Origin of the sequence: Gimesia maris (assembly GCF_008298035.1) — a bacterium.
Taxonomy (GTDB): domain Bacteria; phylum Planctomycetota; class Planctomycetia; order Planctomycetales; family Planctomycetaceae; genus Gimesia; species Gimesia maris.
This window is the reverse complement of record NZ_CP042910.1, coordinates 3,507,385-3,522,549: the sequence shown is the minus strand read 5'-3', so window position 1 is coordinate 3,522,549 and position 15,165 is coordinate 3,507,385. Positions and strand designations below refer to the sequence as shown.

Annotated in this window: 10 protein-coding genes; 4 read left to right on the top strand and 6 right to left on the bottom strand. The window is 48.7% G+C overall.

Annotation, left to right across the window (positions count from 1 at the left end):
- Nucleotides 1-187: 187 nt before the first annotated feature.
- Nucleotides 188-964, bottom strand: coding sequence for a glycosyltransferase family 2 protein (locus tag GmarT_RS13000; protein WP_002648521.1), 777 nt, complete (start codon nucleotides 962-964; stop codon nucleotides 188-190).
- A 301-nt stretch (nucleotides 965-1,265) separates the two neighbouring features.
- Between GmarT_RS13000 and GmarT_RS12995 the strand changes: the two genes are divergently transcribed.
- The 4 genes from GmarT_RS12995 (at nucleotide 1,266) to GmarT_RS12980 (ending at nucleotide 5,037) form a co-directional block, all read left to right on the top strand.
- Nucleotides 1,266-1,877, top strand: coding sequence for a superoxide dismutase (locus GmarT_RS12995; protein WP_002648522.1), 612 nt, complete (start codon nucleotides 1,266-1,268; stop codon nucleotides 1,875-1,877).
- 116 nt (nucleotides 1,878-1,993) lie between these two features.
- Nucleotides 1,994-2,380 carry a hypothetical protein gene (locus GmarT_RS12990; protein WP_002648523.1) on the top strand — a complete coding sequence of 129 codons (387 nt, stop codon included), beginning with the start codon at nucleotides 1,994-1,996 and terminating at the stop codon, nucleotides 2,378-2,380.
- A 191-nt stretch (nucleotides 2,381-2,571) separates the two neighbouring features.
- Nucleotides 2,572-2,931 carry a hypothetical protein gene (locus tag GmarT_RS12985; protein WP_002648525.1) on the top strand — a complete coding sequence of 120 codons (360 nt, stop codon included), beginning with the start codon at nucleotides 2,572-2,574 and terminating at the stop codon, nucleotides 2,929-2,931.
- Between the two features lie 390 nt (nucleotides 2,932-3,321).
- A complete protein-coding gene (locus GmarT_RS12980; protein WP_002648526.1) occupies nucleotides 3,322-5,037 on the top strand; it encodes an ATP-binding protein in 1,716 nt (571 codons plus the stop codon).
- 22 nt (nucleotides 5,038-5,059) lie between these two features.
- On the opposite strand, the gene GmarT_RS12975 is transcribed toward GmarT_RS12980, so the two are convergent.
- From GmarT_RS12975 to GmarT_RS12955, 5 genes are all read right to left on the bottom strand, one after another.
- Complete coding sequence (locus GmarT_RS12975; protein ID WP_149302814.1) at nucleotides 5,060-9,502, bottom strand: serine/threonine protein kinase; 4,443 nt, start codon at nucleotides 9,500-9,502, stop codon at nucleotides 5,060-5,062.
- Nucleotides 9,503-9,705: 203 nt separating this feature from the next.
- Nucleotides 9,706-10,605, bottom strand: a complete 900-nt coding sequence (locus GmarT_RS12970; RefSeq protein ID WP_044239680.1) for a WD40 repeat domain-containing protein — start codon at nucleotides 10,603-10,605, stop codon at nucleotides 9,706-9,708.
- Complete coding sequence (locus GmarT_RS12965) at nucleotides 10,602-12,272, bottom strand: S41 family peptidase (protein WP_081459588.1); 1,671 nt, start codon at nucleotides 12,270-12,272, stop codon at nucleotides 10,602-10,604. Before GmarT_RS12965 ends, GmarT_RS12970 begins: the two co-directional genes overlap by 4 nt.
- Nucleotides 12,273-12,706: 434 nt before the next feature.
- A complete protein-coding gene (gene pepT, locus GmarT_RS12960) occupies nucleotides 12,707-13,939 on the bottom strand; it encodes a peptidase T (RefSeq protein ID WP_002648531.1) in 1,233 nt (410 codons plus the stop codon).
- 41 nt (nucleotides 13,940-13,980) lie between these two features.
- Nucleotides 13,981-15,138 (bottom strand): sialidase family protein, encoded by a 1,158-nt coding sequence (locus GmarT_RS12955; protein WP_002648532.1) that lies wholly within the window; start codon nucleotides 15,136-15,138, stop codon nucleotides 13,981-13,983.
- Between the last annotated feature and the right edge of the window lie 27 nt (nucleotides 15,139-15,165).

Below are 15,165 nucleotides of genomic sequence, written 5' to 3'. Positions count from 1 at the left end.
CTCGATACCCGTTTCGCGTGTTATCCTGCAGTCAGCTTTTTGCTGTTAAACGTCAACAGCTGAAGTGCCTGCGAGAATGCTTTAGTTTGACCAGTCTCTAACTGAAAGTCGAGTCCTTTTGATTTGATTTCAAGTGGAAAGTGTCTGATGCATTACCCTCTCCACCTTATAAGCTGTGTCTTCTGTTTTACTCACTATAAGAATCGGTACGATCGTTACAATTCTCCGATGCACAGCAGGTCATACCGGCTGCCTGCATTTCACGATCAAGAACTTCATCGTAGTAGGCTTTTCGTTTGATCGCATCATCCAGTGAGCCGCCAAAACTGCGTTCCTCCTCCAGGTAAACCAGTGGAACGGCGAATTCAACAATCTTCATCGCGTGCGCTGCTGCCTGCACCCAGAGTTGCAGTGGCATCGCGTATCCCAGATCTGTCACATTGAATTGCGACAAAGCTTCTACGCGATATGCTTTCAGCCCACAAAACGCATCCGTGATATCGAAACCAAGCTGTTCATTAATCCGATTTGTAACTGCGACATTGATCTGACGACGATCTTCCGGCGGAATACTGTCACCATTGAACGACTTCAGGTAGCGACTCCCGGATAAAATATCAATCGGGTCCTTATCAAAGCGATCGCGCATCTGCTGAACCAGACCGGGCAGCAGGCCGGGTTCATGCTGGCCATCACAGTCAATCGTCACCAGTACATCATAATCATCCTGATGTTCAACAGCATAATCGAAGGCACTCTTCAAAGCGGCTCCATATCCCTGGTTTTCCGGGTGAGTGATCACGGTAATCCCGGCGACGGTATTGAGTATCTCGGCAGTTCCATCCGATGAACCGTCATTGACGACCAGAATCGCTTCTGCGTACTTTTTGACTTCGGTCAGAACATCCACTACATGGCGTTCTTCATTGAAAACGGGCAAAGCAATCAGCGCTTTCCGGTTCATATCGCAGATCCTTGAAAATCAGGAGTTTTCCCTCGAAATTGACAACATGGTCTCATTGTAGACCGCAGCCCCCTGAGGTCAACTATTCTGTCTGACAGAAGACCAGCGCCCGCCGAGAACTCTGTGAAAACTTCATGGCCTGTTGGTTGTGAGAATGGTTTAATCTTCTACAATGGAGAAAGAGGATGTATTTGCACAGGCTTAGATTGTCCTCATTTCAATGAGTTCGACACACCGGGCAATATACGTAAAGTCACCAACACCTTGGACTAATAACACGGAAACACAAAGGAGTACTCGAATGTCTTATTCGCTTCCCGATCTACCCTATGCTTATGACGCGCTGGAACCCCACATTGATGCAAAGACAATGGAAATTCATCATACCAAGCATCATCAGGCTTATATTTCAAAAGCCAACGCTGCCCTGGAAGGGCATAGCGATCTGGCTGCCAAGTCAATCGAAGATTTGATGAGTGATCTGAGTGCGGTCCCCGAAGATATTCGTGGTGCCATTCGCAACAATGGTGGCGGTCACGCCAACCACAGCTTATTCTGGACGGTAATGTCTCCCAGTGGTGGCGGTGCTCCCAGCGGCGATCTCGCAGCTGACATCGACTCTACCTTCGGCAGCTTTGATGCCTTCAAAGAACAGTTTTCCAATGCCGCTGCTACCCGATTTGGAAGTGGCTGGGCCTGGTTGTCCGTCGATGGCGGAAAGCTGGTCGTGGAAAGCACTCCCAACCAGGATACACCTCTTTCTGAAGGACATACTCCGATTCTGGGCCTTGACGTTTGGGAACACGCATACTACCTAAACTACCAGAATAAGCGTCCTGACTATATCTCTGCATTTTTCAACGTCATCAACTGGGATGAAGTTGCCAAACGCTACGCAGCAGCAAAAGGTTAAGTGACAGAAAGCGGTTTTTGCTGAAATTTGGTTCGACATCCTACCGCTGAATCTCCGATATAAAAGAAGCGGTCTTCATATTTTGAAGGCCGCTTTTTATATCGGGAGAATATTTTATGTCATACCGCAGCTACTTTCTTGTCGTTCTGGCTGTTCTAGCCTGCGCACAGACTGGCTGTCGGACCATCCCGGATTATCACCAGCCCGCCGGTTTCAGCAGCACTTATCACCAGCGGATTTATCCCGAAACGGCTTATGCCTCTCTGGCAGATGCTTCAACTCGCGAAAAACTCAAGGATCCTGGTGTCTTTTATCCTACCGATGTGAAAGTCAAACAGCCAAAATACGTCGCTCCACTGGCTGAAATCAGGGATCGTATTACAGACGAAGATCTGAGTAACGAGCGGAAACAGCTGCAACTGGACAGCCTGAAACGGACCGATAATTACATCAACCAGGAACCGATATTCAACGAGAATTTCCCTGCCCCGGGCAACTGGTAATTCCCAGCTATCAACGACCTTCCGACCATCGCATTGTAAAGTTTACATATTTCAAAAAACTGAAATGCAGCTCCAGCTTCTGATTTTGACATAAATAATAGAACGAGCTATCTTTCCCGTCTGTCGAAATGAAGAATCACCTGCGTGAGCATCTTCATAGGATATAGTGCACATGGGAAGGAACCCAGACAGTGGTAAACGGTCAGCGTGTTGTTGTTTTTGACGGCTTGAATGAAACAGAAGAGGTCCTCAAGGCCATTCTGGAACCCCAGGGATGCAGTGTAGATCGGGTACGTCAGCGAAATGTAAATGACCTGGATTGCCCCTGTGAAATCCCCAGCATTGTTGTTGTCCATGATGACGATCTGAATGAGTCCACAACATCGCAGCCCGGCTGGAACGAGGTCCCCAAAGTTGTCATAGGTTCAGTCAGAAAACCGAAAAGCACCAGTTCCGGTCAAACGACCCGCTTCCTGATGCAGCCTTTCCAGTACGCAGAACTGATTGACTCCATAGAAAGTCTGCTGCAACAGTCTCCTGGAAACGACTGAGCCTGGATATTTCTTAAGCTGGATCAACTCTGAATCCTCAGATGGGATTTGAACAGGGCTCTGTCCTGCGGTATGATTTCAGGCAGGGTTGATGCATCATAGATAGATTGCATTGTCCCTGGTGTATCATAACGCATGACTCTGAACACGGGTCGATCGCCGGTTGCTCGGGATCCAACACCTGAATGCATTCTGGCACTGTTACCCAACAGTACATCCTGAATTCATAATTCATGCGAAACCCATGTTTTTCGTATGAACTCAGAAGCAATACAGTCAGGTAATCAGTATAAAAGGGATTCAGCATCAACAGGCGTGATGGACTTAAGCAGACAGAGCAACCCTCAATTCAGGGGGGGGAAATCCAGTCTTTGACTGGGAAACGACAATATGAAACGGTTAACAGAAAATGATGTAACCAAAGCGACGCTACTGGTCATCCAGGGCGTAGATCTGGGTACACGCTTTAAACTTGGTACGGAACCAGCCGGAGTAGGGCGGGGAGTCCGCAATGAAATCCGTATTCTGGACACCGAAGCTTCGCGCCAGCATGCTCTGATCTCGTTTAAAAATGGCTCCTACATTATTACAGATCAAAACAGTTCGAACGGGACGATGCTCAATGGAGTTCAGATACAGTCATCGAAACTGAATAATGGTGACCATATCCAGATTGGTCGCAGCCTGCTGCTTTTCTCCAGTCAGTCGCTGGATGAAGATTCCCGTTATATGGCAGAGCGAATTGATCTGATCAGCAACGAAGATTCAAACCCATCCAGTATCACACATGAAGTCAACCACCGGTTTGATTCGGTCGTTCTCGACACTGCCGATGTTTCAGGAGTCGTACAACAACACGAAATTCAAAACGACCTGCAGGCTCTGTATCGGGTCGCCGAGGCTTCCGTCAGCCCGACCATTTCTCAGGAAGAGCTGCTGAAACGAATTCTTGATCTCACGATCAACACGGTCGGTGCAGACCGGGGCTGCATGCTGATTACAGATCCGCATACTGGTGAAATATTGCCCCAGATCTACAGCAGCCGGGAAGAAAAGAAATCGGGCCCGCGCATGCCTGTATCTCACAGTATTGTGGATTATGTGCTTAATAAAAAACAGGGAGTCCGTACGTCAGATGCACAGCGCGACCAGCGATTCGAAGGGGGACGCAGTATTCTGCAGGCTGGTATTCGTGAAGCGATGTGTGTCCCGATGCAGGGGCGGCATGAGTTGATGGGGGTCATCTATGTTGATACGACGACTTCACATCCCGAGATGCTGTTGAAAAATGGTGCCGTCGAAAAATTCAGCGAAGAGCATCTGCGACTGCTGGTAGCTATCGGAAGACAATCTGCACTGGCAATCGAAAACTATCGCTTCCAGAATGCCATGTTGAAGGCAGAACGCTTTGCGGCAATGGGACAGACGATTGCCACCTTGAGCCACCATATTAAAAACATATTACAGGGGGTCCGCGGCGGCAGTTATCTGATCGACATGGGACTCAATAAATCTGAAGAAGACCTGGTTCGCAAGGGCTGGAACATTGTTGAGAAGAACCAGAACAAAATCTATCACCTGGTGATGGACATGCTCACCTTCAGCACTGAGCGCAAGCCGGCGCTCGAACCTGGCTCAATTAATACCCCTGTCAATGACGTCTTTGAATTAATGCAGGCACGTGCTGAAGAATGTGGTGTGCAGCTCAAATGCGAACCGGCTGAAGATCTGCCTGAATCCGTTTACGATCACGAAGGGATTCATCGTGCCATATTGAATATTGTAATTAATGCCATCGATGCCGTAGAAGGCTCTGAGAATGGCATGGTACTGCTTGAAACCACATATCTACGTAAAGCGGACCAGATCCTGATCATGGTTTCGGATAACGGGCCAGGGATTCCTCAGGATCAGATCAATAAAATTTTCAATCTGTTTGAATCAACCAAAGGGGCCAGAGGAACCGGTATCGGCCTCGCAGTCAGCCAGAAAATCATCAGAGAGCACGGAGGAGAAATCAGCATTGAAAGCGAAGCGGGTAAAGGCTCGCGTTTCACGCTGTCTGTCCCACGCCTCGATGAAGATCACCCTCCTGCTGCCAACTGATAATCACAGTTTCAAACAATTCTCAGAACGCCCGTTTGAGGCGTCCTGATTTATCCTGGTTCTGTTTTCCTTCAATGATCTTCTGTAAGACAACTGGATCAGCGCCCAATGGCTGATTCAATTCGGACCAGCTGGCCGCCTTACATGTGGGCAGGAGTTGAAAATGAACCGGCTGTAACTTGATGACGGGAGGCAGTTTCTGATCCTGTAAAATCACCCCTCCACGCATCGTCAGCTCATGCTGATCTGCATCTGCACCGAAAAGACTCTTCATGTCTGCTGAGAAATCATTTCCGGACCCCGAAGCGCTTCCTGTTGCGCGATTGATAGCATTAAAACGCTCAACCATATAACCGTTCGAATTCCCCCACCACTCAATTCCTCCGTTCCCTGACGAGGATTGAGGAGCCGAGATCAGCGATGCTGTCTTTGATAAATCAGAACGTGCATTTGAGCCTGAGGGAGCAGGCAGAAACAATGACTCTTCTGCAATGACCTGAATAGCAGACCGACCGGAATTGCTGTTTCCCGATTCTGATTTGATCGCGAAAACGGAGCCCTGTGGAGCAAATGTACTTTGGCTTAACGAGACACGAATGACATCTGATACTCCCTGTTTAGCAGGCAGAGCAAAGATATCCTGCTGACTGAGAAATAGACTGTTACGAACATCCAGGTCCAGCTGACTGGCTTCGGATTGAATGATTGTACCTGAGGCTGTCAGATATGAGTGGTCGATCTGAATCTGACTTGATTTCCCATTGGAATCGGCTTCAACATATATTGCAGATTGAAACCGGTTATCATTCGGCAGCAGGGCAGCCAGAGCACATTGATCCAGTCCCAGGCGGCTGTTTTGACATCTCACAAAATGACGCGGCACAACGCCTTTTCGATCAGGGGAAACTCGAAACGCCCCGCCAGAGACTTCCAGGGTTGAGTTTTTCAAGTTGAAGAAAGCTTCTATCCCTGACTTCACACGTGACTTTGAAGATGAAGGAAGCAACTTTAACTCAACCGCCTGAGGGCTCTCTGCCGTCTTGTGCTGAAAAACCAGCTGGATCTGTTTATTCTCCAGCGTCACAGGTGACATGTAACAGACACCCTGACCGCTCACATTCACCCGTGTAGGTCCGGATATAGCCGGACCGTTGAGAAAATCGCTGAGATTGCCTTTTGTCATATCGAACGTCACGGCTTTTGCCTTGGCGAACTGGCTCTTGATCTCCTGTTCAATATCTGGTCTTCCCAGTACGGCTTTGATCCGCTTCTGTTCATTCTGTGTCAGGGAGACAAGACTGGCAGGATCACATCCTGCAGTCACACCATCTGCTGATATTGCATAAACACTTTTCTGTTTGGAAAAATCCAATAAGGGTTTTACAAATGCCGGCGTCAGCAATTCATCGATTTCTGCAGGAAGATCAGGCTGAAACATGTCAGCAGTCACATGATTTCCCCAGCTTTGCTGCCAGGTTCGATGAGAATCGATTTGAAATACATTTTGTAAATTCCCCTGTTCTGTCGAGCGGAGATACGAGGGCCATCCCCAGAGCAGAGCGTTTTCCAGTTGCACCTTGACCTCATCAAACCGGCTTGCACTTTGACTTCTCAGTTTATCCTGAGGCCAGTTAGTGAGAGTCATCATTGTTGCCTGTTTATCCCTGGGATTCCCGATCAAAACAGAATTGATGACAACAATATCAGTTTGACCAGTGGCAAGTTCCGCTTGATCAGACTTTACCCGGTTTTTCTTTTCTTCAGGACCGGTTAACGAAAATATCGTATGGTCGGAGAGCAGGGTACTGGAAAATATCCTGGCGGTGCGGGGAACCTTGCGCTCCTGCAATATCAGACCAGGAGTCAGAGCCAGGTCCAGACTGTCCAGTTCCAGACAGGGCGCTCCTTTGCATGAGATAAAACAGTTAGAGATCAGCACATCCGCATAAATCTGATCTACGCGAACCGCTTCCAGTTTCTGCCCCATGATCACTGAATTTTCCAGAAAGATACGTGACTCACCTTCGGGTCGTCCTGTCGTTGTACGTGGTGCTCCCGTGGAATTGATCAGTCTAAGCGTTCTATCTGTTGTCCCGGTCAGCGTGAATGAACTGTCCTGAAATGTGAGATCACTCTGATTTAACTCCAGGACATTGCAAACTCCGGAACCAGAAAGCCCGGACACATCGCACAGCAGGTGGACCCCCTGAAATCGCAGTAAGCCAGCTGAAAACGAAAACAGGTTTACTTCAGACTGCTTCTCGTTTTCATTTTTTGCCTGCAGCAGAATTGTCGGCTTCTGGCCTGAGTCCCCCATGATGATTAACTGAGAAATATCCTGTAACCGATGTGGATGGAGTAAAAAAGGGCCAGAACCATAAAGACGGATAACAGCGCCTCTGGAAGTCACCTCATTCAGGGCATTGTTTAAGCTGTCCCAGACTCCGGATTCGTTTTTCCCCCGCGCCACTTTCAAAACAGGTAATTGAAGGTCCACCTTGCCTGCATTCGGCCCAGTGAGTGCAGAAAACCCTGGTCCCCAGTCTGGCAGATGTTTTTTTTCCTGCCCACGGACAGACAAGTTTTTTAAGGACTCAGCAGACTCTTCTTTTTGCTTTGATGGATCTATTCCAGATTTCACATCCGTAACAGCAACCTCTGCTTGAGGTGAGTCTTCAACTGGTTCCGCTGCATTCCCTGGCTGATCGGTAGCATTCTGAGAATTACGCTGCTGATTCTGCTCTGCCGTGAGAAATGGATTACTGGCAGGTCCCTGTTGTGGTCCGTCCCCCGATGAGCTCAGAGCATTGATCCCCCACCAGATCAGGAGAATCAACAGCAAAACTCCTCCCGCCAGCATGGCAATCTGTTTGTAATCCACGGCGATCTGACTACTTGCGGCTGGCTCATCCGCCGTAGTTGTTGTTTGAGTTTTCAAGGATCGTTTCGGTGGACGTGCTGAAGATCCCTGACTCTTTCGAGCTCCCGTTTTTTCCGGAATCTGTTTTTCCCGGTTTTGAGATCTGGATCCTTTGCGTGGTGTCGAGGTCGATGATGAATCCTGCTTTGAAGAACGCGGAGCCTGGCGCGTTTTCATTGCCGAGTCAGAAATCACAGAACCTTCCTCTTCTTCCAGTGGCTCCTGACGTTTCGCGGAGGAACGTTTGCGTTCCACCTGCCTGTTACTTTTTGCTGGTTTGGCAGATTTAGCAGATTTAGCAGATTTAGCAGATTTAGCAGATTTAGCAGATTTAGCAGATTTAGCAGATTTGGCTGGCTGCTTGAGACCAGGTGCTGTTACATCTGATTCGAATTCGACTTCTCCCGCCAGCTGCTGCAGATCGAAACTGGTGCTCAGCCGATTTTCCGACTCTTTATCTTCATCATCCTGATCATCAGACTGGCTGGTGTAATCGGGCATGAACTGATTGATCAAAAAATCACTGCTGTCTGCTGCTGGTAGCTGGTCTGACTCGAGAGTAGGTTGCTCTCCATCCGATTCATCATTTGCCAATGCTTCCAGAACATCGTTTCCAAGATTGGAACGTTTCAGATTCGAGTTCTTCAAGTCTTCCAGAAGTTCAGCCGGAGTCTGATAGCGATCTGCCTGTGGTTTGGCCATCATCCGATGAATGATGGCGACAATCCCTTCCGGCACTCGATCATTGAGTTCCCGCGGATCGGGTGGAGGAGTGGTAGCATGAGCGGCGAGTTTATTGGTCAGGCTACCTTCAGAGAAGGGGGCCCGGCCTGTCAGCATGTGATACCAGGTACAACCGAGCGAATAGATATCACTGCGGATATCTGCCGCCTTACTGTCACGGGCCTGCTCGGGAGCCATGTAATCAACGGTCCCAACAGTCGTCCCGGCCCGGGTGATACTCGTTTCCGTATTATCATCTATGGAACGGGCCAATCCCAGGTCAGTCAACTTAACAACGCCATCCAGGCGAATGAGAATATTGGCAGGCTTGATGTCACGATGCACGATTCCCTGCTGATAAGCATGTGAGAGAGCCTCTGTCACCTGTGTGATGATCTCCAGCGACCGGCGGACTGGAATCCGATTTCGTTTATTGATCAGGTTATGAAGGTCTGTTCCCTCAACATATTCCAGCGCGATATAAAGATAACCGTCTTCTTCGCCGGCATCATAAACTGAAACAATATTCTCATGGCGGAGATGGGCAGCCGCCTGACCTTCCGCCTTGAAGCGTTTCACGAGAACAGGGTTTTCCGCTTTATCCCGCGGCAGAATCTTTAGAGCAGCCAGTCGGTTCAATCTGGTGTCACGGGCGAGGAAAACAGCGCCCATACCGCCTGCACCGATTTCTTTTTCAATTTTGTATTTGCCCAGCGTTTCCAGTTTCGGTACGCGCGCAGACTGGCGTTTTTTTCTCTCAGGTGTATTTTCATTCCGCTTGGCCATTGCCTGCCCCAGAAATGTCTGAATCGAACGATTCAAAAAACGCCTTACTTGAGTCCGAACGCTTCCAGAAATTGTTAAGAACTGATTTGGAACCACCTAAACCCGAATGACAGAAGAACATATATCATAAGCTGTTGTCGTGAGAGAGTCAAAATAGACCCTCATTCTTTTCGACCTTACTCGATAAGAAAATGAGGACTGCACATCACAACAGCAGGTGTCCGGGGGACAGGGTGCTTTTAAATCGAATCACTCCAGTCCAGGCACTGCACGAGACCGGATTTCAAACCACAAACACACCATTGACCAAACGGATCGCAGGCTACTTCAACTGCTTCATCAGGAATCACTCCTCCCCAAATCAGCTTACCCTCCTGATTTAACCAGTACAGTTCCTGCTCTATCGTAGCGGCAACGATTCGATTTCCTGCAAAATCACAAGCGAGGACTTTGGGTGTCCCTTCAAAAATCAGAGTCCCTGCAGATTCACCATCATGGTCAAAAATTAAAATTCCATAATTGAATCCTGCCAGATAGAGCCGCTGTCCATCTCCCGAAATTGAAATCCCTCCACAATTAGACCAGTGCTTTTCAGTCCAGATACAATTTCCCTCAAGATCATGGCAGCAGAGAAACCCATTTTCCGCTGCCCCCATCAATCTTGGTTCAGAGACCTGAAATTCGAGATAACTTAAAGGACGCATCGTTTCAAAACTGGCGACTTTCTTTTTCTGCGAGTCAATCAGAATGGTCTTACCACTGGCCAGACTGACTGCCAGATAGTCGCCGTAGGAATCCATCGTAATTGCCAGGCACTCCACCGAAAAAGAGATCGCCCACAAGACGTTCAGATCACGATCAAAGCAACAGATATTATTGTCTGAGTAGATCGCAGCTCCCAGTTTCCCACGATCACTCCAGTGGACCAGTTGCACATCCTTAACACCACGATTCAAATGCAGAAACTGCCCCTGTCGATCCAATAAATAAAGGCCGCCCGAAACATCGGCGGCCAGTATTTCTCCTGTTTCCCGTGCCAGGTCCAGCGCAAGTAAAGGAGCTTCTGTTGAGAATGACCACCGTAATTCGGGGGTTGTCCCTTTTCCCTGTGTGAGCCAGGCGGCACGTTCATCCATCATGGTGTTACAGCATATTGCCTTTGCAGGATTTGTAAGCCACGTTTGATATCAGAATCTGCAGCGAGTTTCTGCTCTCTTGACGCACCATACATGGCTGTCTGCAGTTCATCCTTTTCAACCGTGATTGTCGGTTTGATCCCGATCTTACCATAAGTGTTACCTTGAGGCGAATAGAATTTGGCAGTTGTCAGGCGTAAACCAGTCGAACCCCGAATCGGGAAAATACTCTGAACAGACCATTTCCCGTAGGTTTTGCGTCCGACCACTGTCGCACGACGATGATCGGTTAATGCCCCCGCCACAATTTCGCTGGCACTGGCACTGTTTTCATCGACTAATAATACCAGCGGAATTTTCCAAGTACCAGGACGATGTGCTGTGTAGCTCCAGTTCTGATCAGAAACGCGTCCTTTTGTGGAAACGAGCTTCCCTTCTTCCAGAAAACGATCCAGCACTTCCACGGCGGCAGACAGTAACCCGCCTGGATTACCACGCACATCCCAGATCAGTGACCGCATACCTTCACCGTGAAGTTTATGCAGGGCGGCATCCAGTTCTGCAGCAGATGTTTTCTGAAAACCGGTCATTTTGATGTAAGCGATTCCATTTTCCTGATCAAGCATCTTCACGATGGGAAAACTTTTCACCTGGACTGCTTTACGGGTAACCCTTGCAGTTCGCGTCCGGTCACTGCCAGGACTTTCCAGTTCCAGTAGTACCTGACTGCCTGAAGTCCCCCGCAGCAGATTCGCTGCCTGGTCAGTTGTCATATTTCGGCAGTCATGCTGATCGATGCCAACAATATGATCTCCCGACAGGACCCCGGCCGCTTCGGCAGGGCTGTCTGGCAGCACATTCATCAGCAGCATGCCTTCTCCGATCTCGGCTTTCATTTCGATCCCGATCCCGACAAATTCACCTTCGATATTGTCGTACAGATCGCCCAGACGCTCCGGAGTCAGAAAGCTGCTGTAATCATCCAGGGCATTACAGCCACCGAACATGTATTCAGAAATCACAGCAGTATCCCGCAGTCCCAGATTCTGATAAGACATCGTGCAGACTTCGATAATCAGTTGATGTGCCCCGTGATGACTGGAAACAGATTTGTTCCAGTAATTTTCTCTTAGAATACGACGCACCATACGAATCTTCTCGGGCGGCACTCCTTTCAGATGAGCTTTAATAAACTGATCATTGGCCAGAGCCAGATACAGGCTTTCCGTACCATGTGCCACGAAAGAAGTGGTACTGAGCGGATCGACGAAGTGCGATTGAATTTTAGACAGAATTTCGTCGAAGAGGATAAATGCTTCTCTTCGCGATTGATTCAGAAGCACTTTCGAAAAGCTGTCATCCGAGTAACGACGGTCGATGCCAAAGTGAATTTTGGCACGACGCAAACCGTATTTGATGTTGTCGTTTTCAGGCCACTCTTTTAAGGCTTCTTCATAATGCTCAATCGCCTTGATCCATTGCCGATTCCGTTCATACTCCTCCCCTTTAGCAATTGACTGGGTCTGCGTAACGGGAATCACAATGGGAAGTTCACCTGGATCCGCAGCAGTGATATTGGATCCTGCTGCCAGCAGACAGCCCAGTAGATAAACCCACAAATGACTCGAATGTAATCTCTTAAGAAGTCGCGTCTTGGTAGTAGAAAACATGGTTCCCCCTCTATAACCGACGTTTTATCCTGTTGCTGAAGGCCGCCACAAGCAGGGCTCATCAAAAGCAGGCAGGTAAACAGTCGCCGGTTCGCGCTGCACAATAAATGCACAGCGTTTATTTAAACAAGTATCTTGCCGATATGTTTAACATAAGCCACAAAAATTCGATGGTCAAACAATCGTTTTCGTGAAGATGCACTACGACCTGTGCAATCGGTTCATTTTTAAATGACCATTTAAAACCGAATCAGGCAGAATACTGCTAAGGGAGGGCGTGTTGTCTTAACTCGTTAGTACAACACGCGCAGCTGGAGCTGAAATGCTTCTCTATTTCCACCAACCCCGGTAACCCGGACAACCCGAACCGGAATGAGCAACTTCAGAAAAAAGCGGCGCGTGTCTCAAATTCATTCAACTCGTCAGTTGGAACCTCAACGTTCTTTGCCCCAGAGAATTGCCAGCTGTATCAGAACATCAACTGCCTGCTGCATTTCTTCCACAGTGGTCCATTCCAGCGGTGAATGGGGATTGTGCTGTCCACTGGAAAGATTGGGGGTGGGTAATCCTTTTTCAGTCAACAGACTGCCATCTGTCCCTCCACGGATCACGTTCAGATTGGGTTCGAGGCCGGCAGCGCGAGTCGCTTCGATTGCCTTCTCCAATGCACGTGGCTCTTTGGGCAGCCCATCACGCATATTGCGATACTGTTTATGTATGTTGATCGTGATCTCTGCCTTGCGGTTTTTCTGGCGAAGTGGTTCGGCCAGTGATTCCAGAAGTTCGGCATATTCCGCAAGCTTCTCTGTTTCAAAATCACGTAAGATCAGCCGGGCAGACGCCTCAGAAACACTGCCTTCAATATGATAGGGATGGATAAAGCCTTCCCGCCCCTCAGTCGTTTCCGGACTTAAGGTTTCTGTCGGTAATTGAGCAATCAACTCACATAAAATGCGATTGGCATTCACCATCACACCCTTACCAACAGAAGGATGTGTATTGACCCCTTTGACAACAATGACAGCCTGATCTGCAGAAAAGGTTTCGGAATCGATGCGGCCACTGCCATCACTGTCTAACGTGTACGCACAACAGACACCGAATGCATTTAAATCCAGCTTTTCGATGCCCCGACCGATCTCTTCATCGCAGGTAAAACAGAGTCGAATCGGGCCATGTTTGATAGAGGAATCCCCCATCAGCTTCGCGGCGGCGGACATCATTACAGCCACTCCCGACTTGTCGTCTGCTCCCAGAAGTGTCGTACCATCAGTGGTAATCACCGTTTTCCCCTGCATCTGCTTCAGACGAGGTTCTTCACTGACCCGCAATACACGTGACGGATCACCGGGCAGCACCAGATCTTCTCCATTATAATTTTCGTGCACGATCGGTTTCACGTCCGTACCGGAGAACTCAGGGGAGGTATCCACGTGGGCTACCCACCCGATCGCCGGGACATCCGCTTCAACCGTGGAGGGAATCGTGGCCATCACAATTCCGTACTCATTTATTGTGACATCTTCCAACCCCAGTTGCTCACACTCATCAAACAGCATCCGACTCAGCACCAGCTGCTTTTTTGTACTCGGAAACGTAGGACTCGTCTCATCCGACTGAGTATCAATTCTGACATAACGCAAAAAGCGATCTTGTAGTGTATCCATGAGTATCTGTTTTCTAATATTAAATGGGGGATCTCATTCAACTATAATTCAGGCTGAAAAGAATCGAGTTTAAAGGCAACATATTCTATGGTCCGATAGCCGTCCCGCTCATAAAGCAAACCGACTTTTCCATCACCGATTCCGGCGAGACTGGAATAGGCAGCGGATCCGGGCGTTACCAGCCGTGAGGCGGTCCAGGTTCTTCCGTCATCTTCACTGAGTCGCACGACCATCTTTTCACGTTTTTTACTGGCTGGATTGCTGAATAAGATCTGTCCCGGTTTCTCAACATCAGGAAACCGGACACGAATCAGACTGGCCTGGCAGACAGGCTCGATTAAAGCCTGATCCAGACTCACATCAGACCAGGTCATGCCTCCATCACTGGAAAAAGCGATCGCTCGACGATTTTCACCGTGATAGCTTCGCATATTCATCAACAGCCGACCGTCAGTCAGTTCAACGACAGCACACTCATTTGTTTTTTCTCCGATCGGTTCGCTTAATTCCCAGGTCTTACCATGGTTGTCTGAAAAAATGGCGTGCGCCCGACGTACAACATTTCCCTGCAGCGAGACATTATGATCACAGGGAATAACCAGCCGGCCTTTAAATTTCCCTTGCGTCAACTGAATGCCATTTCCAGGGCCTGTCGCATACCACGTCCATTCCGGTTTCTTGGTCGATCCCGTGATCTCATAGGGCTGCTTCCATGTGACGCCGTCATCATCAGAATAACTCATATAAACGCGTCGCGTATCCAGGCCTGACCGGTCTTTGATCTGATTTGCATGGTCTTTGCCGTGATTCCAGGTTAAAGGCAACCAGATGCGGCCCGTAGTCTGATCCACTACGGGGCACGGGTTACCACAGGTATTTTCGCCATCAGTCCAGATCACCAATAATTCAGACCAGGTTTTACCCTCATCCTGACTCCTTTTGAGAACCAGATCGATGTCGCCACTGTCATTTAAATTATTCCTGCGGCCTTCCGCAAAGGCGAGCAGCGTTCCCCGAGGAGTCGTCAGTAAAGCAGGGATGCGGAATGAGTGATAACCAGATTCTCCTCGTTCAAAAACGGTAGTCACAATCTCTGAATTCAATGCAGGGGGGAATTCCTGAAGATTCTCTTCAGCAGAACAGGGGAGAGCAAGAGACAGGATGACACATGATAGCAGTAGTTGATTTGGATAGTACATATTTTAAGGCCACTCCAGATCCAGGGT